Source organism: Methylobacterium mesophilicum (assembly GCF_036441335.1).
GTDB classification, from domain to species: domain Bacteria; phylum Pseudomonadota; class Alphaproteobacteria; order Rhizobiales; family Beijerinckiaceae; genus Methylobacterium; species Methylobacterium mesophilicum_B.
In genome coordinates this window covers 322631-342519 of record NZ_MLBW01000015.1, presented here as the reverse complement: position 1 = coordinate 342519, position 19889 = coordinate 322631, and the positions used below count along the sequence as shown (strand labels likewise).

Annotated in this window: 21 protein-coding genes; 10 read left to right on the top strand and 11 right to left on the bottom strand. The window is 70.7% G+C overall.

What is annotated here, in order from left to right; translation table 11 throughout:
* Window positions 1-831, bottom strand: an 831-nt coding sequence (locus MMR14E_RS11195) for an ABC transporter ATP-binding protein (protein WP_331314259.1), incomplete at its 3' end; no start/stop codon positions are given.
* The gene (locus tag MMR14E_RS11190; protein WP_331314255.1) at window positions 828-1589 is read right to left on the bottom strand and encodes an aspartate/glutamate racemase family protein; all 762 of its coding nucleotides are present in this window, start codon (window positions 1587-1589) and stop codon (window positions 828-830) included. The genes MMR14E_RS11190 and MMR14E_RS11195, both read right to left, overlap by 4 nt.
* 176 nt (window positions 1590-1765) lie before the next feature.
* On the opposite strand from MMR14E_RS11190, the gene MMR14E_RS11185 reads away from it, so the two are divergent.
* Entirely contained in the window at window positions 1766-2494 is a 729-nt protein-coding gene (locus MMR14E_RS11185) for a GntR family transcriptional regulator (protein WP_331314254.1), read from the top strand.
* 114 nt (window positions 2495-2608) lie between these two features.
* On the opposite strand, the gene MMR14E_RS11180 is transcribed toward MMR14E_RS11185, so the two are convergent.
* The 4 genes from MMR14E_RS11180 to MMR14E_RS11165 all read right to left on the bottom strand — a co-directional run bounded on the left by MMR14E_RS11180 (window position 2609) and on the right by MMR14E_RS11165 (window position 6760).
* On the bottom strand, window positions 2609-2857 hold the full coding sequence (locus MMR14E_RS11180; protein WP_331314253.1) for a PilZ domain-containing protein: 249 nt from the start codon (window positions 2855-2857) through the stop codon (window positions 2609-2611).
* A 204-nt stretch (window positions 2858-3061) separates the two neighbouring features.
* Window positions 3062-4594 (bottom strand): sensor domain-containing diguanylate cyclase, encoded by a 1533-nt coding sequence (locus MMR14E_RS11175; RefSeq protein ID WP_331314251.1) that lies wholly within the window; start codon window positions 4592-4594, stop codon window positions 3062-3064.
* Entirely contained in the window at window positions 4591-6090 is a 1500-nt protein-coding gene (locus tag MMR14E_RS11170; protein WP_331314249.1) for an ATP-binding protein, read from the bottom strand. Before MMR14E_RS11170 ends, MMR14E_RS11175 begins: the two co-directional genes overlap by 4 nt.
* The gene (locus MMR14E_RS11165) at window positions 6083-6760 is read right to left on the bottom strand and encodes a response regulator transcription factor (RefSeq protein WP_029360411.1); all 678 of its coding nucleotides are present in this window, start codon (window positions 6758-6760) and stop codon (window positions 6083-6085) included. The genes MMR14E_RS11170 and MMR14E_RS11165 overlap by 8 nt, the downstream gene beginning before the upstream one ends.
* A 289-nt stretch (window positions 6761-7049) precedes the next feature.
* Between MMR14E_RS11165 and MMR14E_RS11160 the strand changes: the two genes are divergently transcribed.
* The 4 genes from MMR14E_RS11160 to MMR14E_RS11145 all read left to right on the top strand — a co-directional run bounded on the left by MMR14E_RS11160 (window position 7050) and on the right by MMR14E_RS11145 (window position 12091).
* Window positions 7050-7247, top strand: a complete 198-nt coding sequence (locus MMR14E_RS11160) for a polyhydroxyalkanoate synthesis regulator DNA-binding domain-containing protein (RefSeq protein WP_331314247.1) — start codon at window positions 7050-7052, stop codon at window positions 7245-7247.
* A gap of 76 nt (window positions 7248-7323) precedes the next feature.
* Window positions 7324-8565, top strand: coding sequence for an efflux RND transporter periplasmic adaptor subunit (locus tag MMR14E_RS11155; RefSeq protein ID WP_331314245.1), 1242 nt, complete (start codon window positions 7324-7326; stop codon window positions 8563-8565).
* An 8-nt stretch (window positions 8566-8573) separates the two neighbouring features.
* Window positions 8574-11747, top strand: a complete 3174-nt coding sequence (locus MMR14E_RS11150; RefSeq protein ID WP_331314243.1) for a CusA/CzcA family heavy metal efflux RND transporter — start codon at window positions 8574-8576, stop codon at window positions 11745-11747.
* A 116-nt stretch (window positions 11748-11863) separates the two neighbouring features.
* Window positions 11864-12091, top strand: coding sequence for a hypothetical protein (locus MMR14E_RS11145; protein WP_029360406.1), 228 nt, complete (start codon window positions 11864-11866; stop codon window positions 12089-12091).
* Window positions 12092-12110: 19 nt separating this feature from the next.
* Here the strand turns inward: MMR14E_RS11145 and MMR14E_RS11140 are convergent, their stop codons facing one another.
* The gene (locus MMR14E_RS11140) at window positions 12111-12377 is read right to left on the bottom strand and encodes a hypothetical protein (RefSeq protein WP_331314240.1); all 267 of its coding nucleotides are present in this window, start codon (window positions 12375-12377) and stop codon (window positions 12111-12113) included.
* Window positions 12378-12585: 208 nt separating this feature from the next.
* Here MMR14E_RS11140 and MMR14E_RS11135 point away from each other — a divergent pair, with 208 nt between their 5' ends.
* Window positions 12586-12876, top strand: coding sequence for a hypothetical protein (locus MMR14E_RS11135; protein ID WP_331314238.1), 291 nt, complete (start codon window positions 12586-12588; stop codon window positions 12874-12876).
* A gap of 44 nt (window positions 12877-12920) precedes the next feature.
* On the opposite strand, the gene MMR14E_RS11130 is transcribed toward MMR14E_RS11135, so the two are convergent.
* The 4 genes from MMR14E_RS11130 to MMR14E_RS11115 form a co-directional block, all read right to left on the bottom strand.
* Window positions 12921-13238 (bottom strand): hypothetical protein, encoded by a 318-nt coding sequence (locus tag MMR14E_RS11130; RefSeq protein ID WP_331314236.1) that lies wholly within the window; start codon window positions 13236-13238, stop codon window positions 12921-12923.
* An 11-nt stretch (window positions 13239-13249) separates the two neighbouring features.
* Entirely contained in the window at window positions 13250-14002 is a 753-nt protein-coding gene (locus MMR14E_RS11125; protein ID WP_331314235.1) for an FkbM family methyltransferase, read from the bottom strand.
* 55 nt (window positions 14003-14057) lie between these two features.
* Entirely contained in the window at window positions 14058-14390 is a 333-nt protein-coding gene (locus MMR14E_RS11120) for a hypothetical protein (RefSeq protein WP_331314234.1), read from the bottom strand.
* Window positions 14391-14898: 508 nt separating this feature from the next.
* Complete coding sequence (locus MMR14E_RS11115) at window positions 14899-16314, bottom strand: phosphomannomutase (protein WP_331314419.1); 1416 nt, start codon at window positions 16312-16314, stop codon at window positions 14899-14901.
* 213 nt (window positions 16315-16527) lie between these two features.
* Here MMR14E_RS11115 and MMR14E_RS11110 point away from each other — a divergent pair, with 213 nt between their 5' ends.
* The 4 genes from MMR14E_RS11110 (at window position 16528) to MMR14E_RS11095 (ending at window position 19883) form a co-directional block, all read left to right on the top strand.
* Window positions 16528-16980 (top strand): DUF4214 domain-containing protein, encoded by a 453-nt coding sequence (locus MMR14E_RS11110; RefSeq protein ID WP_331314232.1) that lies wholly within the window; start codon window positions 16528-16530, stop codon window positions 16978-16980.
* A 233-nt stretch (window positions 16981-17213) separates the two neighbouring features.
* A complete protein-coding gene (locus MMR14E_RS11105; protein WP_331314229.1) occupies window positions 17214-18215 on the top strand; it encodes a GHMP kinase in 1002 nt (333 codons plus the stop codon).
* 68 nt (window positions 18216-18283) lie between these two features.
* Window positions 18284-19216 (top strand): NAD(P)-dependent oxidoreductase, encoded by a 933-nt coding sequence (locus MMR14E_RS11100; RefSeq protein ID WP_331314227.1) that lies wholly within the window; start codon window positions 18284-18286, stop codon window positions 19214-19216.
* A gap of 79 nt (window positions 19217-19295) precedes the next feature.
* On the top strand, window positions 19296-19883 hold the full coding sequence (locus MMR14E_RS11095) for a D-sedoheptulose 7-phosphate isomerase (RefSeq protein WP_331314225.1): 588 nt from the start codon (window positions 19296-19298) through the stop codon (window positions 19881-19883).
* The last annotated feature ends 6 nt before the right edge of the window (window positions 19884-19889 follow it).

Genomic DNA, 19889 nt, shown 5'->3' with positions numbered 1-19889 from the left:
GACCCGGGTCCCGTCCGGCAGGGACGTGGCGGCGGGGAGCAGGCCGCCCGCCTCCAGGGCCACCGCGCGGGCGCCGCCCGGCTCCGTCGCGAGCCGCCCGTGCAGGACGTTGGCCGTGCCCACGAAGGTGTTGACGAACAGCGTCTCGGGGCGGTCGTAGACGTCGGTCGGGGGGGCGAACTGCTCCAGGCGGCCGGCATTGAGCACGGCGACCCGGTCGGCCATCGACAGGGCCTCCTCCTGATCGTGCGTGACGATCAGCGTGGTGGTGCCGGCGCTGCGCTGGATGCGCTTGATCTCGATCTGCATGTCGAGGCGCAGGTTCTTGTCGAGGGCCGCGAAGGGCTCGTCGAGGAGCAGGATCGAGGGGCGCACGGCCAGCGCCCGGGCGAGCGCCACCCGCTGCTGCTGGCCGCCCGACATCTCCCGCGGGTAGCGCCCGGCGAGGTGCTCCAGTCGCACGAGCGCCAGCATCTCGGCCACCCGTGCCCTCTGCTCGGCCCGCCCGACGCCCCGGGCCGCGAGGCCGTAGGCGACGTTGTCGGCGACGCTCATGTGGGGAAACAGGGCGTAGTTCTGGAACACGATGCCGACGGTGCGCCGGTTCGGCGGCAGGTGGTCGACCGCTTGGCCGCCGATGATGACGCGCCCCTCCGTGGGCTTCAGGAAGCCCGCGACCGCCCGCAGCAGGGTGGTCTTGCCGCAGCCCGAGGGCCCGAGCAGCGCGACGAGTTCCCCGCCCTTGATGTCGAGCGTCACCGTGTCGACGGCGAGGGCCGACCCGTAGCGCTGGGTGATCCCGTCGAGGATCAGGGTGGTCCCGGCGCTCACGGGCGGCTCTCCCCGGCCGCCGCGAAGGCGCGGCCGTGCGCGGCGAGGTGCGCGGCGCTGCGGGCGGCCGGGCAGCCCGCGAGGTCCAGGCCCTTCCACAGGGTGACGGCCACCGAATCGACCACCGGCACGCCGAGTTCGGCCTCCAGGGCCGGGACCAGCGCGGCGCCTGCGAGGTTCGTGCACACGATCGCCACCGCGTCGACGCCCTCGGCCGCCACCGCCCGGACCATGCCGGCGATGGCCTCCGGGCCGGCCTCGGCGAAGGCGAAGTTCTCCGACAGGCCGAGATGCCGCTCGGCGCCGCAGTCGAGACCGGCCGCGCCCCAGTTGGCCTGGATCCGGCGCTGCACGTCGCCGGTATAGGGGGTGACGAGGCCGATCCGCCGGAAACCCCGGGCCCGGAATAGGTCGCGGAAGGCGAGCGCGGCGGTGGAGGCCGGGCATCCGGTCCGGTCGGTGATCGCGGCGCTCAGGCGCTCGTCGGCCTCGAAGCCGAGCCAAGCGCCGGAGGTGCCGTTCCACAGGATCGCGGCGACGCGGGCATCGGCGAGCAGCTCGGCCGCCGCCAGGATCGGCTCGGGGTCGAACTGGTCCAGGGCCGCCGCCGACAGGCCGATCTCCGTCACGCGGAAGCGGGCGAAATGGGCGCTCACGCCCGCGAGCCCGGCCAGCAGATGGGCGGTGGCCGGCTCGAGGACGCTGTTCGACGAGGGCGTCAGCATGCCCAGACGCGTCGTGCGGTTCGGTCGTTCCATCGCATCCACCCCCGATGCACCGAGCATCCGACAGGCCTGGACGGCCGACAAGCCATTTTCTGCATGCTGCATGCAATTTGCGCAAATGCATGATAAGACAGCGCAAGAGGCCGGAAAAAGGATCGCCGATCGGGCGGCCGGACGCGCTAGGCTGGCGCGATGGAGCGGGAGGACCGATGGACGTCGTCGCACGCCGCCGGGGCCGGCCTCGCAAGGCCCCGGTCGTCCCGGCCGCGCAGGTGCCGCGGACCGGGCTGCACGAGCAGGCGGCGGCCCGGCTCAAGGACATGATCGTGCGCGGCGTGCTGCCGGCGGGCGCGTCCCTCGTGGAGACGGACCTCTCCGTGGCGCTCGGGATCTCCCGGACCCCGCTGCGCGAGGCCCTCAAGCTCCTGGCGGCGGAGGGGCTGGTCGAGCTGCACCAGAACCGCAGCGCCCGCGTCCCGGACTGGACGCCGGAGGAGATCCTCGAACTGTTCGAGGCGTTCGCCGGGATCGAGCGGCTGACCGCGGAACTCGCGGCGCCGCGGATCTCCGAAGCCCTGATGGACGCGCTGCGCGCCATGCAGGCGCGGCTCGACCGGATGCACCGGGACCAAGTGCTCGACGCCTATTTCGCCCTGAACCAGGAGATCCACCGGACGATCGTCGAGGCCGCCCGGAACCGCCCGCTGGCGGAGGCCCACGCGGCGCTCCAGGCCCGGGCCCAGTGGGCGCGCCTGCGCGCGCTCTCCAGCGGCAGCCGCTGGGAGGAATCGGCCCAGGAGCACCGGGACCTGTTCGAGGCCCTCGCCGCGCGGGACGCCGCCGCGGCCGGGGCCGTCGCCCACCGCCACGTGCTGCGGACCGGCGTGGTGATCGCCGAGACGCTCCAGGCCCGGCGCGCGGACCCCGTGGCGCGGTAACGAAGCGTTAACCCTGTCGTCGCATCGGTGGGTCACCAGCCGGACGCTGGCCTTCCACGCCCATCCGATCCGCCCCTCAACACGGGTGGGCGTGGAAGCCTCGGCCGCCGCCCGTCAGGCGTCGCCGAACGCGACCCCGAGCTCCGTCTCCTGGCGCCACGTGACCCGTGCCGGCCGGCGCCGGCCGCCGACCCCGTAGGACAGCACGAAGGCGTCGGGAACGCCGATCACGCTCACGACCCTCAGGCGGGCGCCCCCGTCCGACATGTTGCGGATCGTGCAGTCGATCACGCCGCCTCCGGCGAGTTCGATATGGCCCTCGAGCAGGGTCCGTCTGCGGGGCGCGGCGCGTCTGTCGTCCATCCTCGTTACCCTATGGTTGCGGGCCGGATCCCTCCGGATCCGCGCGCTCCGCCGGCCCGGGGCACGGATGGTCGATCCCCGCCCGCCTCGTCCCGACGCGACGCCGCCGGCCCCGCTCCGGGCCGCCCGCCGTCGCGGCCAGGAGACCACGGAGTTCGTGTCGATTCCGTCAAAGCGCGCCGCGAAAGCGCGGCGGTGCGCCGGTCAGGAGATCCGCACCAGCTGCAGGGCGCCCCGCGGGGGCGGCGGCGCGACGCTGCGGGTCTGGTTGCGACCGCCGTTCTTGGCCTCGTACAGGGCGCCGTCCGCCAAGCGGTACGGGTCCGGCAGCGGCGCGCTCCGGTCGGCACCCGGCCGGACGGCCGCCAGCCCGATGCTCACCGTCACGGCGCCGGCCCCGATCCCGGCCGACGGGACGGTCAGCTTCGCCACCTCGGCATGGACCGTGTCGGCGACGCGCAGGGCGCCGGCCTCGTCCGTCTCGGGGAGGAGCAGGGTGAACTCCTCGCCGCCGATGCGGCTGACGAGATCCTGGGGGCGGTGCACGCTCGCCGCGAGGCAGCGGGCGAGCCCCTGCAGGATCGCGTCGCCCACCGGGTGCCCGTAGCGGTCGTTGAAGCGCTTGAAGTGGTCCGCGTCGACGATGAGCAGCGACAGGGCATGGCCGTCGCGCCGGGCGGCGTCCAGGTTCCGCCGGAGGGCGTCCTCGAAGCAGCGGCGGTTCGGCAGGCCTGTCAGGGTGTCGGTGCGCGACAGCGCCGCCATCTCGGCCCGCAGCGCCTCGCGGCGGCGCAACTCCCGCCCGAACAGGAGCGACAGGGCGATCGTGAGACCGCACAGCGCCAGCACGATGCCGCCGATGATCGTCGCCTTCGCGGCCCACTCCGCCTCCACGTCCCGGGTGGACAGGGCGACGTTCAGGATCAGCGGCAGGGTCCCGATCCGCGTGAACGTGTAGTTCCGCTCCACGCCGTCGCGCACGGAGGTGCTGACGAAGCTGCCCCGCCCCTCCCGCAGGAACCGCTTGAAGATCGCGGTCTGCCCGATATTCGCCCCGAGATCGGCCTCCACGTAGGGGTAGCGCATGATGCGGGTGCCGTCGGTCAGGTACAGGTTGATGGCCCCGCCCGGCCCGAGGTCGATCTCGCTGAACAGGTGCGCGAAGTAGGACAGCTTCACGGTGCCCAGGACCGCGCCGCCGAAGCTGCCGTCGGGTCCGTCGATGCGGCGGCTGAACGGCAGCATCCGCTCGCCGGTGAGCCGCGACACGATCGGGCGCCCGACATGGAGGCCGAGCCCGGTGCTCGCCCGGTGGGCCTGGAAGTACTCGCGATCCGCGTAATTGCCCGGGCGCGGCGGCACGGCCGCGATGTCGCCGACGACGTCGCCCCGCGCGTCGAGGATCAGCATCACGCCCATGTCGCGGGCGGTCGCGGCGCGGTCGAACAGGACGAGCTGGCGCAGGCGCGGGTCTGCCTCCGTCAGGCCCGGCACCTTCAGATTGTCGACGGCCGCGCGGATCGAGAGGTCGTACATCTCGATGTTGCGCGCGATGTCGCGTTCGAGAACCTGCAGGAGGTTCCAGGAGGTCTGCTCCGCGCTGGCCCAGGCGTCGCGGCGCAGGTCCGCCAGCATCAGGCCGGACGTCACGACCATGCCCAGCGGGGCCAGGATGCCGAGGCCGATCCAGGTGCGGGCCGAGCGCAGCCACGGGGCGACGCGTCGCCAGACGTTCATCGGCCCCCCGCGGACGGCGCTTCGTTGCCGCGCTCTGGCACGCCGAGCCTTAACCGCGGCTTTCGCGGCGTTCCGGCCGGCGCGCGCGGTCGTGAATCGCGGTGGATCGAGGCGATTCGCGCCGCGCTCACCGCGCCGCGCGGTCCTCCGGGTCGGCGCCGGCCGGCGGGAAGCGCAGCGTCACGAGGCAGCCTCCGCCCGCCGCCTCCGCGATGGTCACGGGGGCGCCGTGGAGGTCGGCGATCGCCGCCACGAGGCTCAGGCCNGTAGAAGCGGCGGAACACCTGGCTGCGCTCCCCTGGCGGCAGCCCCGGTCCGGTATCGGCGACGGTCACGACGACGGCCGCCGCGGCGCGCCGCACCGCGACGGCGACGCGGCCCCCGGGCGGCGTGAACTTCAGGGCGTTGTCGAGGAGGTTCGAGAACGCCTCGAAGCACAGGTCGCGGTCGCCGTGGATCCGGTGCGGCTCGGGGGGCACCGCGAGCGCGAGGTCGATATCCTTCTCCTCGGCGAGCGGCGCGTGGAACTCGACCGCGACGGTCGCCACCTCGCCGATATCGAACCGGGTGAACGCCCCCCGCCGCCGGCCATCCTCCATCTCGCCGATCCGCAGGACGGCGGTGACCATGGCGAGGGTCTGGTCGATCCACACGAGCCCCTGGTCGATGGCCTCGTGGAACTCCGCGACGGTTCGGGCCTGGGACCGGGTGCGCTCGAGCCGGGCGCGCAGGCGGGTGAGCGGCGTGCGCAGGTCGTGAGCGACCGCGTCGCCGACGCTGCGGACCTCGCCCATGAGGTGCTCGATCTCGTCCAGCATCCGGTTCACGGTCCGGGTCAGCCGGTCGAACTCGTCGTCGCGCGGCCCGACCGGCAGGCGCTTGCCGAGATCGCCGCGCATCACCTCGGCCACGGCGGACTCCGTGGCGGCGAGGCGGCGGCGGGCGCGGCTCGTGAGCAGCAGGCCGCCCAGCATCGAGAGCGCCAGCGTCGGCACGAGCCCGAGGCCCAGGGCGCGCAGGGTCGTGGCCCGCACCCGGTCGATCTCGTCGGTGTCGTGCGCGATCACCACGGTGCTGCCGTCCGGGAGCCCGAGCGCGGCCGCCCAGATCTCGTCCTGGAGCCGCCGCCCGGCGAGGTCGACCGTCGCGCTCACCCGGTACGCGTCGCCGTCGCGCGCCAGGCGGTCCGGGATCGCCCCGAGATTACCGGCCCGGCGCGCCCCGTCCGGGGCGAACAGGCCGCCGTAATGGGTGGCGTGGACGTCCATGGCGATCCACGTGTCGACCCGGTTCCCCGCGGCGGCGGGGTCGGCCGCGGCCGCCCGCACCTCCAGCCGGAGCGTCTCGGCGAGCTCCTCGCGCAGGTAGTCGGCCGTCTGCCAGTAGACGAAGGCGAACATCGCCAGGGCGAGCAGGGCCGACCACAGGGCGATGCCGAGCGCCCAGCGGAGCGCGGTGGAGCGCAGCAGGTCGGCCGGGCGGGGCAGGTCAAGCATCGGGCGAGAGGGTGAATCCGGTGCCGCGCACGCTGTGGATCAGGGGCGGCTCGCCGGCCGCCTCCAGCTTCCGGCGCAGGCGCCCGACATGGACGTCGATCAGGTTGGACTTGGGCGTGAACCGGTAGTTCCAGACCTCCTCGAACAGCATCGCCCGGGTCACGATCTGGCCGGGGCGGCGCATCAGATATTCGAGGAGCTTGAGTTCGCGCGGCAGCAGCTCCAGGTCGCGGGCGCCGCGCCGGCCCGTGCCGGCGATCAGGTCGATCGCGAGGCTGCCCACGTGCAGGACCGTCTCGCGGCTGTCGACCGGGCGCCGCAGCAGCGCCTCGATGCGCGCCGCGAGCTCGCCGAGCGCGAAGGGCTTGGCGAGGTAGTCGTCGCCGCCGGCCCGCAGGCCGCGGATCCGCTCGTCGACGTCGCCCAGCGCGCTCAGGACCAGGGCCGGGGTCCGGTCCCCGTCCCGGCGCAGATCCTGGAGCACGCTCAGGCCGTCCTGCCCGGGCAGCATCCGGTCGAGGATGATCGCGCCCCAGCCGCCGTCCCGGGCCGCCCGGGCCCCGTCCGGTCCGGTCGCGGCCCAGACGACGTCGTGGCCGCGCCCGCGCAGGTCGTCGCGCACGTCCCCGGCCGTCTCCGAATCGTCCTCGATCAGCAGCAGCTTCGCCACGCGCGGCCCCCGCTTCGGTGCATGCTTCGCCCCGATCCCCCGACGCGGGTCACCGACGCCCTTCCTTTGTGCCGGACTTCGCCGCGCAAATCGCCCCGGGCGGGCCACCATGAACCAGAATTTAATGGCACCGCATCGGCTTGGCCCCCTTTATTGGAATGACTCTATCCCGTACCGGCGCCCCGCTCGGCCGCCGGACGGCGCGCCTGCCGGATACCCCCGATGCCGACCCGGTCCCGCCGCCCCTGCCCGCCTCGCGGCCGCACGTCCCTCGCGCGGATGGCGGCGCATGCCTAGGAAGCGGCGCCCCCGGCGCCTGATCAACCGCTACGCCGAAAGCCGCCTCTACGATGTCGAGACCGGGACCTACGTCACCCTCGACCGGCTCAAGGAGATGCGCGGCGCGGGCTACGAGGTCGTGGTCCGCGAGGTCGAGACCGGCCGCTTCGTGACCGAGGACGTGCTTCGGCCGGGCCTCGACGCGTGAGCGCGCGCGGTATGAGCGCGCGCGCGCGGCGGGCCGGGGGAGCCGCCTGTGGCCGGCAGTCCCGGTGGGCGTACCCATGGCGCTGACCACCGAGACGGATGCCGGCGACCGTGACGTCGGCCGCCGCGACGCCGGNCTCCTCGCGGCGGCGGGCTGGGTCTACCGGGACGCGCTCCGCGAGCGGCTCGGGCTGGCGCCCGCGGCGCAGCCCGTGACCGGCGCGGCCGACACCGCGCCGGCGGACCCCGATCGCGTCACCCTCGACGCGGCGGGGCAGAAGCGGATCGGCCTCGCCTTCGGGACGGCCGAGATCCGCCGGATCGTGCTGCCGGTGCGCGTCCCCGGCACCGTCGCCTTCGACGAGCGGCGGGTGACGCATCTCAAGCCGCGCACGCAGGGGCGGGTGCTGAGCCTCGCGGTCCAGCCCGGCGACCGGGTTCAGGCGGGCGAGACCCTGGCGACCCTCGACGCCGCCGGCCTCCTCGACGCGCGCAACGGCTATCTCGCCGCGCAGGCCTCGCTGGGCGAGGCGCAGGCCTCCGAGGCGGTGGCCGCGCTGCAGCTCAAGCGCGGGCTGGAACAGCTCAAGTTCGGCGGCGTCGCGCAGGCCGAGGTGGAGCGGCGGCAGGTCGATCTCGCCAAGGCGCAGGCGGCGGTGAAATCGGCCCAGGCCAACGCCGAGATGTACCGGGCGCAGTACCAGCGCCTCGCCCCGACCGAGGGGGCGGCCCCGGGTACCAGCGCCGTCGTGACCCCGATACAGGGCGTCGTGACCAGCGTCGGCGTGACCCTGGGCGAGGTCGTCGACACCACCCGCGACGCCTTCACGGTCGCCGACCCGACCCGCATCCTCGTCCTGGCCAATCTCTACGGGCCCGATCTCGGGCGGGTGAAGGCCGGCGACACCGCCTCCGTGGAGAGCCCGGTTCCGGGGCACGCTCCCTTCGAGGGCCGGGTCCGCTCGGTGAACGCAGCCCTGGATCCGGCCACCAACACGGCGCCCGCCCGGATCGAGCTGGACAACCCGGGCGATCTGCTGCGCGCCAACATGTTCGTGTCCGTGACGATCGCGGCGGATCTCGGCCGCGACGGGGTCACGGTCCCGGCCGCCGCCATCCAGCAGACCGAGCAGGGGCCGATCGCCTTCGTGCGCGCGGCCGAGGACCGGTTCGAGCGGCGCGCCCTGAAACTCGGGATCCAGCGCTCCGACTGGGTCGAGGTGCAGAGCGGCGTCGCGGCCGGGGAGAGCGTGGCGACGCAGGGCAGCTTCGGGCTCAAGGCGATCCTGCTGCGCAGCCTGCTCGGCTCGACGGATTGAGGCCCCCGATGCGGTCGTGGTTCGCCCTCCTGGTCCGCCGCCGGTTCCTCGTTCTGATGATCGCGCTCGCGGCGGCCGCGGGGGGCGTGGCCAACCTCGAGGGCCTGTCGATCGACGCGGTGCCGGACATCTCGCCCAAGCAGGTGATGATCCTGACCCTGTCGCCAGGACTCGGCGCGCTGGAGGTCGAGCGGCTCGTCACCTTCCCGGTGGAGAACGCCATGGCGGGGGCGCCGAGCCTGACCGGGATCCGCTCGACCTCGCGGGCCGGGGTCTCGGCGGTCTACGTCACCTTCGCGGACGGGATGTCGATCACCGAGGCGCGCAGTCAGGTCTTCCAGCGCCTGCCGGCGGCCAAGGGCATGATGCCGGCGGGCGTCGGCGACCCGCAGATGGGCCCGATGGCGACCGGGCTCGGCGAGATCTACCAGTTCGAGCTGCGCGGGCCCGCCTACACGCCGATGCAGCTCCGCCGCACCCTGCAATGGACGATCGCGCCCAAGCTGAAGCTGACCCCCGGCATCGCCGACGTGAACATCTACGGCGGCCAGATGCCGACCTACGAGGTCCGGGTCTCGGCCGATGCGCTGCGCCGCTACGGCGTCGGCCTCGCCCAGGTCTTCACGGCGCTGACCGACAACAACGCCGCCCGCGGGGGCGCCTATATCGAGCACAACGACCAGCAGGAGACGATCCGCGGCCTCGGCCTCGCCAAGGGGCCGGAGGACATCGCCAACATCGTGGTCGCCACGGGACCCGGCGGCGTGCCGGTGACGCTCGGGACGCTGGGCCAAGTGGTCGAGGCGCCGAAGGTCCGGCTCGGGGCCGTGACGCACGACGCGCAGGGCGAGACGGTCGTGGGCATCGCGATGATGCAGCTCGGGGAGAATGCCAGCGCGGTGGTCGGGCAGGTCAAGAAGACGATCGACGACCTGCGCCCGCAATTGCCGCCGGGCATGGAGATCGTGCCCTACTACGACCGCAGCGCGCTCGTGGACCGCACGATCCACACCGTGGAGCACAACCTCCTCGAAGGCGCGGTGCTCGTCATCGTCGTCCTGCTGCTGCTGCTGGGCAACCTCCGCGCCGGGCTGATCGTGGCCGCCGCGATCCCGCTCGCGATGCTGATGGCCTTCGCGGGGATGCGGCTGCTCGGCCTCTCGGGCAACCTGATGAGCCTGGGCGCCATCGATTTCGGCCTGATCGTCGACGGCGCGGTGGTGATGGTCGAGAACGTCCTGCGCGCCCGCGGCGAGCATCCGGACCGGCCGCCCCAGGATCTGATCCGCGACGCGGCCGCCGAGGTGGCCAAGCCCGTGATGTTCGCGGTGGCGATCATCATCCTGGTCTACGTGCCGATCCTCGCGCTGGAGGGCGTGGCCGGCAAGATGTTCGTGCCGATGGCGCTGACCGTGATCCTCGCGCTCTCCGGCTCGCTCATCGTCACCATGACGCTGATGCCGGCGCTCGCCGCGATCTTCCTCGCCGGCCGCGGCGTCGGCGAGCGCGAGACGCGCCTCGTCCACTGGATGCGGGCCGCCTACACGCCGATGCTGAAGGCCGCCGAGCGGCACGCCCTCGTGACGGTGCTGGCGACGCTCGCCCTGTTCGCGGGCTCCTGCGTGCTGGCGACCCGGCTCGGCGGCGAGTTCCTGCCGAAGCTCTCGGAGGGCTCGATCGTGATCACCTCCGAGAAGCTGCCCGGCATCGATCTCTCCGCCTCGCTCGCCACGGTGACCCGCATCGAGCGGGTGCTGAAGTCGTTCCCGGAGGTGAAGCGCGTCGTCTCGCTCACCGGCAGCGCCGAGATCCCGACCGACCCGATGGGCGTCGAATCGACCGACAGCTTCATCACCCTCACCGATCCGGCCACCTGGAAGACCGCCGAGACGCAGGAGGGCCTCGTGGCGGCCTTCGACAAGCGCCTCAAGGAAGAGGTACCGGGAGTGGCCTACAGCTTCTCCCAGCCGATCCAGATGCGCATGGACGACCTGCTGGAGGGCGTGCGCGGCGACGTGGCGATCAGCCTCTACGGCGACGACCTGAAGACCCTCAAGGACACGGCCGACGCCATCGTGCGCACGGTCTCCGGGGTCGACGGGGCGGCGGACGTGAAGGCCGAGGCGCAGGCCGGCATGCCGGCGCTCACGATCCAGGTCGACCGCGCCAAGGCGGCCCGCTACGGCATCAACGTCTCGGACGTGCTCGACATGGTCGAGAGCATCGGCGGGCGGACCAGCGGCGTCGTCTACGGCGACGACAACTCGATCACCGAAATCGTGGTGCGGCTCGACCCGGCCGACCGCAGCGACCTCGAGCGGATCCGCGCCCTGCCGGTCGGCCGGTCCGGCACCGGCGATCCGGGCCGGGAATCGGGCAGCCGCATGATGGTGCCGCTGTCGATGGTCGCCAGCGTGGACGTGGCCTCCGGCCCGGCGCAGATCAGCCGCGAGCGTCTGCAGCGGCGGATCTCCGTGCAGGCGAATGTCCGCGGCCGCGACGTCCAGAGCTTCGTCGACGCGGCCAGGGCCGCCGTCGACCAGCAGGTCAAGCTGCCGCCGCGCTACTCGCTGGTCTGGAGCGGGCAGTTCCAGAACCTCCAGGAGGCGACCGCCCGGCTGACCGTGGTGGTGCCCGCCGCGCTCGCGGCGATCCTGGTCCTGCTGGTGGTGATGTTCGGCGACATCCGCCTCGCCGGGCTGATCTTCCTCAACGTGCCGGTGGCGGCCACCGGCGGTATCCTGGCGCTCACGCTCCGCGACATGCCGTTCTCGATCTCGGCGGCGATCGGCTTCATCGCGACCTTCGGCATCGCGATCCTGAACGGCGTCGTGCTGACGAGCTACATCCGGGACCTGGAGGCGTCCGGCCTCGGACCCCGGGAGGCGGCGACGCGGGCGGCCGAGATGCGGCTGCGCCCGGTGATGATGACGGCCCTGGTGGCGGCCCTGGGCTTCCTGCCGATGGCGCTCTCGACCAGCGCGGGCGCCGAGGTGCAGCGGCCGCTCGCCACCGTGGTGATCGGCGGCCTGATCTCGGCGACCCTGCTCACCCTGGTGGTGCTGCCGGCAATCTACCCCGCGGTCGCCGGCCTGCGCCTGCCCTTCGCCCGGCCCACGCCCCCCGCCGGGCGACGGCCCGGCGGCTCCGGGGCGCGCCGACGCGCGGTGGCCGACCCGTGACCGCGATCGGAGCGCGACAACGTATCCGCAATCGGTATGTGGATACGCAATTCTGTGCTGATGCCCGGACGATCCGCGGGGGCCTATGCTGGTCCGACACGGAGCGGGAGTCCGGCATGTTGGACGGCGACGCCTTTGCCCACGAGATCGCGGCGCTCCTGATCGCCGACATCAAGACCTCCGGCGCGCGCACGCGCGGCGAACTCGAGGAGGCCTGCCGGATCTCCCTCGAGAGCCTGCTCGGCGGCACCGCGGTGCCGCCGCAGATCGCCGTGCTGATGCCGATCGGCCTGGAGCGGTGGCCGCGGGTGGTCGTGAAGGGGCGGCCCCTGCCGGACGTGTAGGCCGGCGCGGCCTGCCCGCTCAGCGGCCGATGACGCCGGTGCCCCCGGTCGGGCCGACGGTGTTCGGCCCGGTATTCGGGGCGGGCGTCGCCGCCTGGTTCCGCTGGATGTCCATCCGCAGCGTGTTGCTCTGGCTCGTCTGGTCCTGGCGCAGGGCGCGCATCTGGCCGCCCGCCTCCATGGATCGGTTGGCGGCGTTGGGGTTGTTCTGCTGCACCTGGGCCAGGGCGGGTGCCGCGGCGAGACCGAGGCTCGCGGCGGTGAGCGTGGCGATGAGGCGGCGCATGGAAAGGTTCTCGCGCTGAGGGATCCTGCCGCGTTGACCCACTGGGTCCCCGCCAAGTTCCATTCCCCTCGCGAGCGAGGGGGGCATCTCCGCGACCCGCGGATGGGTTAGCCGATCCCTGCCGGCTGCCGGCGATCTTCACGCCTTGTTAACGCATCGGGTCAAGGCTGGCTCTGGCGTCGAGCGTTGGACGTTGGAGAGGGGCGTGATGCGGGCCTTGTCGGCGGAGGATGAACAGGCTGTCGAGCGGCTGACGCTCCAGCTCCTTCACGACGCCTATTGCGACCTCGCGGCGGTCCTGCGCGGCGCCCAGCCCCAGGCGGCCGCGGCGATCCTCGGCGTCATGGAGCAGCGCGTGACCGACGTCCTCACCCGGATCTGCCGGCAGGGTTCGGAAGGGGCGGCCTCGGTGGAGATCGCCGTCGCCGTGGGCGAGCGGATCGGCGAGATCATGGATCAGGCGCACGGGTGGGACGTGGCCGGCACGCGGGCCGCCTGACGCGTCGAGGGCGCCATCGAAGCGATGTCGTTCCGCCGAACTGCCTAAGGCGGCAATTGCTGTTCGAGGTGTGCCCGAAGGATGGAGTAGTACCTGACGACCTCGTCGAGCCGCTCGGCATTGGACTGACGTATCCGGTCCGAATCCCCGGGCGACCTGTAGGTCATCGCGTAATGGCCGGCCTGCGCCTTCAGCTTCGTGGCGACGAGATCGAGATCGGCCGACCAGACGGCTTCCGCGCGAACACGCCGGAGGCGCCGGGAGATCTCGAGCCAGTGCAGGTCGAGCGCGATGCCGCTGCCCATCTGCTTGAACAGATCGAACATCGAATCGAGGATCTCGATCGCGGTCTGTGCCGACATGGGGCGATCCGTCAGGCCGGCTCTGGGACGAGATCGGGGCGTGCGTACCAATCGTCGAACAGAGAAAGTTGCCTGAACCGGCGCCGGTACCCGAGGCCGCTCAGGAGGGCATGGATCTTCTCGCGGCTGTCGGAGAAATTGTGCTCGACGCTGATCAGGGCGACGTCGTGGGTCGTGAAGTCGAAGGCTTGGAGGACGTCGAACTCGCCGCCCTCCACATCGATGCTCATGTAATCGATTCGCCGGGGCGCCCGGGCCTCCGCGAGGAAGCGGCCCAGTGAGATCGTCTGGACCGCGTATTGGCGACCGTCCTGGCGAAACTGAGCGTGGAAATCGCCAGTGACGAAATCGTCCATGCCGGACAATTCACCGATATCGACCTCGTTGAAGAGGACTTCGGCGCCGTCGATTTTGTAGACGCACTTGTCGGTGATGTAGCAGTTCCGGTTGCCATACAGCGCCGCGTGCCAAGCGCGGGCCGGCTCGGCGAGGGCGCCCTGCCAGCCGAAGGTCTTCTCCAGGATCAGGGTGTTGCTGAGGCTGACGCCGTCGCAGGCCCCGAACTCGACGAAGTAGCCGTTCCGCTTCTCCTTCAACTCGTACAGGACCCAGAGATCCTGGAGCAGCTGTCCGTTGGCGTAAGGCGCCATCCGTGTCGCGAAGGACAGGAAGTCGAGTTCGGAGCCGAAGATATGCGACCGCGCGTCCAAGTTATCCCTGAGGTTGATCAGAGCGTTGAAGACGGTCAGGAGCTCGACATCCATGGCTCTCTGTTTCACCTCTGAGACGCGCGTTGGAGACGGATCGGGCAAGAGCCAATCAGGGACGCATGGGATTGCCGGGCTGAGCCCGCAGGATCCGCGCAGAGCCGTCGTGTAGGACGCTGTGCTGCACTGAATCCGCCGCGTGATCTGGAACGGTCTGCGCTGCCCGGCGCACGGAGGCCAGGAAGCGCTTGCGATCGAATCCGAACGGGCGGAAGCTCGTCAGCAGGGCGTCGACGAGTTTCGTCATCGCTTCGCAGCGCGCTTGTGCCAGAGCGCGTTCGTGGAGCGCTCTGTCGCGCTCGGTCTGCAGCAACGTTAGCTCGATCTGCTGCTGCTGGATCTGCCGGATGAATTTGATGTCGATGTCGTGAGCGCGCGTCGTCATCGCGTGGCAGCCTTCGAGACCTGGAAGAGCACGTATCCGAGACGTGGCCGGCGATGCCGGGACGAGTGCGCGCGCATGCGAACCTAGGCCGCGCGCGTATCGGGTGTCAGTTGACGTTCAAGCCAGAGGTCCAGGCCTGAGGGACCCTGCTCGCGGAGAGCGACCCGCGCGGGCCGGGCCCGACCGTCGTGTACGGAACACGCGGCGTCACAGAGGTCGCCGGCCTGCGTCACGCGGACGTGCGACGTGGTGCTATCGGATGCCACGATCGCGCGTGGAAGCTCGTAGGCGCCGGGCCGGATCGTCGCCGGCGGCGGGCGGGACGCGTGGACGAAGTGCTTGTTGGCCATGCTGCAGGCGCCTCCCGCGCGAGACCCGCAGCGTAGGCCACACCGAGGTGTTTTTGTGTCGCGACGCGGCAACGGCTTCGGCAAATGGGCCGGCAGCCCGGCCGACCCGTCGCGCATCGCCTTCGCACGCACCCACGGCGATCGGCCGTGACGCGGGTTCAGTCCGCCGCCGCCATCGCGGCCGCCGCGGCCGCGAGGCCCCACCGGACGAGGTCCTGGGCCTCCCGTGCCGACTTGGCCTCCGCGTAGCAGCGCAGTTCCGGAGCGTTGCCCGAAGCCCGGAAGTGGATCGTCCGCCCGCCGTCCAGTTCGATCCGGATGCCATCCTGCTCGTCGATGGATTCCGGCGCCCCGATCGGTCGGAGGAACGACACCCGGAAGGCCTCCTCGCGCAAGCGGCCCAGGAAGGCGCTGCTCCGTTCGGACGGCGTGTTGGGGAGCCGGTCGCTCGCCATCTCCCCCGCATCGAGGGAGGTCACGAGGTCGGCCAGCGAGGTGCCGGCCGCGCGCGTCGCGGCCAGTGTCGCCAGGATCGGCAGCATGGCATCGCGCGTCGGCAGGGCCGGGAGGGTCCTGCCGTCGCGTGCGATGTCCGAGCCGAGCAGGAAGCCGCCATTCGCCTCGAAGCCCGCCACGATGGCCGCACCGGAGCGTCGCGCCTGTTCCATGCCGGCGATGACGTAGGGCGAGCCCACTCTCGTGCGCAGGACCTGCTTGAAGCCGCCGGAACGCTCCAGCGCCGAACCGGCCGTCACGGGCACCACGACCGCGTCGGCCCCGAGGAAGCGTGCCGTGATCAGGCCGAGCACGTCGCCACGCACGATCCGGCCCGCCTCATCGGCGATGAGAGGCCGGTCGGCGTCGCCATCGGTGGTCACGAGCGCGTCGAAATCGCCCGAGGCCATCGCGTCACGGATGAACGCGATATCCTCGGGCCGATGTGCCTCGGTGTCGATGGGCACGAAAGTCTCGGACCGGCCGATCGTCGTGACCTGTGCGCCGAAGCCGGTGAGCAGATCGGCCAGGAGATCGCGGGCGACGGAACTCTGCTGGTAGACCGCGATGCGCAGGCCAGCCAGCATCTCGGACGGGAATGCGTCGATGTAGCGGTGCTGGTAGCGGGCCAGGGCGCGGGGTTCGGGTGTGGCGGGGGTGCGTTCCGCCGACACGCCGGCGTGGGCGCCGCGGTCCAGAGCGGCCAAGATTGCCGCCTCGTCCGCCTTCGTGATCTCTCCGTCGGGCCGGTAGAACTTGAGTCCGTTGCGATCCTCCGGGATGTGGCTGCCCGTGATCATGACTGCCCAGGCGCCGCGCCGCATCGCCTCGAGGGCGAGGGCCGGTGTCGGGAGGGCACCGCATTCGATCGCCGTGAAGCCCGTTGCCGCAGCGGCATCCGCCACCGTCGCGGCGATGCTCGGGCTACTGTCGCGCAGGTCCCGCCCGATCACGACTGCCCGAGGGGCTTCGCCCGACATGGAGCGGAAGAACGCGCTGGCATAGGCGTAGGCCGGCCCTCCGACGAGGTCCGTCACCAGACCCCTCAAGCCACTCGTACCGAATCTCAGGCTGCTCACGGCGGTTCCGTCAGTGTCGATTGAGTTGGGATCGATCACTGATGCCGCGAAACGCCGGCCATCACAACGTCCCGCGACGGGAGCCGGGCTCGCGCACGGGATCCTTCACGAAAGCGCCGCACGCGCCTCTGCGCAATACCGTTTACCCTCTCTTAACCATGATCCCAGCATTGAGTCCTACGAGCTCACCTCCAAGTTTCGGCTGTGGTCAGGATGCATTCGCAGGGTCTCGATCTCACGAACGTGGTCAGTTTGACGATTGCCTTGTCGGAGCGTGTCGCCGAAACGCGGCGACTGGGGCACCTCGTGGCGGTCGATGAGATCGAGGCGATCGGGAACGTGGCCTCCTTTCTGCGCCAGAACCTCGACGAGTGGCCCCCTCAATTGAGCCGCGCGATCTGCGACGTGATCACAAGCTCGCCGCGCGGGCGAAGCCGTTCGCTGCTGCTTGTCGAGTACATCCAATCCGGTGCCTTCGATCAGCAGCAGTCGGGGAAGCACACCATGCCGTTCGTGATGGATCTGTACCGTATCGTTCTGGGACGGGACGCGGAGGACGATGCGCTGCGGCATTGGTCTGCCCAGCTGAATGCGGGAAAGATCTCCCGGAAGCAACTTCTAGGGACCGTCATCAGTTCAGAGGAATTCCGTGCGTCGCTGAATTAATCCAGAGTCGCCTATATTCGTTGTGTGTAGGTCAATACGTCTGATTGAAGTATTTGTGGCAATATGGGGCGTCGCGAGGCACTATTCGATAGGGCGCTAAAATATGTCACCCGCGCGCAAGAATGTGTTGATAGAGTCGAGATATGGATCGATAGATCGAGCGCTGTCGCCTTTCGCGTGGGGGCTGTGCGTCTGAGATCTGCCTGGGCGGATAGGAGCGGCGGAATACCTTCATGCTGACCGTGACTCGGACGCCGCTTCGAATAAGCCTGTTCGGCGGCGGCACAGATTACCCGGAATATTTCGAGCGGGCGCCTGGGGCGGTCGTCGGTGCCGCTATTGATAAGTACATCATCATAGCTGCTCTGGATTTGATAGGCTGTCAGGATTATAATTATAGATTGAGCTACTCCCGCGTCGAGCATTGCGGGCACATCGACGAGATCGAGCATCCGGTGGTGCGCGAGGTGCTCAAATATTTCGACGTCAATCGACGGCTCGATATGAGCATCATCTCCGATTTGCCTGCGGCAGGTAGCGGTCTCGGATCGTCCTCAGCGTTCACCGTGGGATTTCTGAGAACGATATACGCGATTCAAAATCAGAAACCTACGAAGATCGAACTCGCCAAGAAGGCGATACACGTCGAGCGCGAGATCCTGCGCGAGAACGTCGGCGTGCAGGACCAGCTGCACGCGGCCTTCGGCGGGATCAACCGGTTCGATTTCAGCGGCTCCGCCATACGGATCTCGCCCGTTCAGATGAGTTCCGCCGCCATTCAGCAACTCAACGCGTCGATGGTGCTGGTCCATACGGGCATCGCGCGGCGCGCGACGACGACGGTCGCCGCGCAGATCGCCGTGACGCGCGCGCGCGCGATCGACAAGGAATTGTCCGAACTCTACCGCCTCGTCGAGGAATGCGTCTCTCTGCTCGAAGCGGGGACGAGCGGCTGGCTCGCGCAGCTCGGCGAGATGCTCTCCGCCTCGTGGCGCATCAAGCGGACCCTGTCGCGTGAGGTCTCGAACGCGGTGCTCGACGATCTGTTCGAAGCGATCACCGCGGCGGGGGCGTACGGGGCGAAGCTGTGCGGCGCGGGCGGGGGGGGCTTCTTCCTCGCTCTGATCGATCCCGATCGGCTTCCGGCCCTGATCGAGCGGGTCGCGCCGCTGTCCGTCGTTCCGATCGGCATCGACGTCGACGGGTCCACCCTGATCTATCGCCAGACGCGCTGAGCGGCGTCCTCACAGGCCCCAGCCCGGCCGCAAGCCGGGCCGCGGACCCATCGCGACGAGAGGCAACGATGCGAATTCTGATCACCGGCGGCGCGGGTTACATCGGGACCATCCTGGTGCCGATGCTTCTGGAGCGCGGGCATCACGTGACGGTGCTCGACACGTTCAAGTCCGGCGCCCCGGACCTGTTCTCGGCCTGCCAGTACGACACGTTCGAGCCGATCAAGGGTGACGCGCGCGACACGCGCATCCTGGACGAGCTGATCCCGAAGCACGACGTGCTCATCCCCCTCGCCGCCCTGGTCGGCGCGCCCCTGTGCAAGGAGGACGCGATCGGCGCCACGACGCTCAACCGCGACGCCGTGGTGGCGCTGGCGCAGCGCGCGGGCGGCGACCAGAGGATCGTCTATCCGACGACCAACTCGGGCTACGGCGTCGGCGAGGCCGGCAAGTTCTGCACCGAGGACTCGCCCCTGCGGCCGATCTCGCTCTACGGCACCACCAAGGTGGAGGCCGAGAAGGCCGTGCTCGACAGCGGGCGCGGCGTCAGCCTGCGGCTCGCGACGGTGTTCGGCATGGCGCCGCGCATGCGGCTCGACCTCCTCGTCAACGACTTCACCCACCGGGCCGTGACCGACCGGGCGCTCCTGGTCTTCGAGGGACACTTCAAGCGCAACTACATCCACATCCGCGACGTCGCCAAAGGGTTCATCCACGCGATGGACAATTACGACCGGATGCGCGGCGAGGCGTACAATCTCGGCCTGTCGAGCGCCAACCTGTCGAAGCTGGAGCTCTGCGCGCGCATCAAGGCGCACGTTCCCAACTTCGTCTACGTCGAGGCCCCGATCGGCGAGGACCCGGACAAGCGCGACTACATCGTGTCCAACGAGAAGCTGGAGGCGACCGGCTGGTTCCCCGATTTCGACCTCGACCGGGGCATCAAGGAGCTGATCAAGGGCTTCCGGATGATCCGCAACTCGCGGTTCGCCAACGTCTGATCGGGATGGGCGGCCTGCAGCGAACGCGCCGCCGGTCGGCCCGACACGGCGGCCGGCGCGGGAACGGACCGAGGTGATCATGAGCGCGATCGTCGATTTTCTCACGCGGACCCGTGACACCTTCCAGGCCGCCCTCGACGATTCCCGCTTCCACGCGACCCTCGCCGAGACCGCCGATCTCGTGACCGCGTCCCTGCGCGGCGGCGGCAAGCTCCTGACGATCGGCAACGGCGGCAGCGCCGCCGACGCGCAGCACATCGCGGGCGAGTTCGTCTCGCGGCTCAACTACGACCGGCCGCCGGCCGCGGCCGTGGCGCTGACCACCGACACCTCGGTGATCACCGCGATCGGCAACGATTACGGCTACGAGCACGTGTTCGAGCGGCAGGTTCTGGCCCTCGGGCGGCCGGGCGATGTCCTGCTCGCGCTCTCCACGTCGGGGCGGTCGCCGAGCGTGCTGAAGGCGATGGACGCGGCCCGCGGCCTGGGTCTGCGGGTCGTCGCCTTCACGGGCGCCACGGGCGGGGCGATGCCCGAGCGGGCGGATGTCTGCCTGCACGCGCCGACGGACGCCACGCCGCTGATCCAGCAGATCCACATCACCGCCGCGCACATCGTGTGCGGCCTCGTCGAGGAAAGCCTGTTCCCGCGCGGGACGGCAGCGTGAGGGACG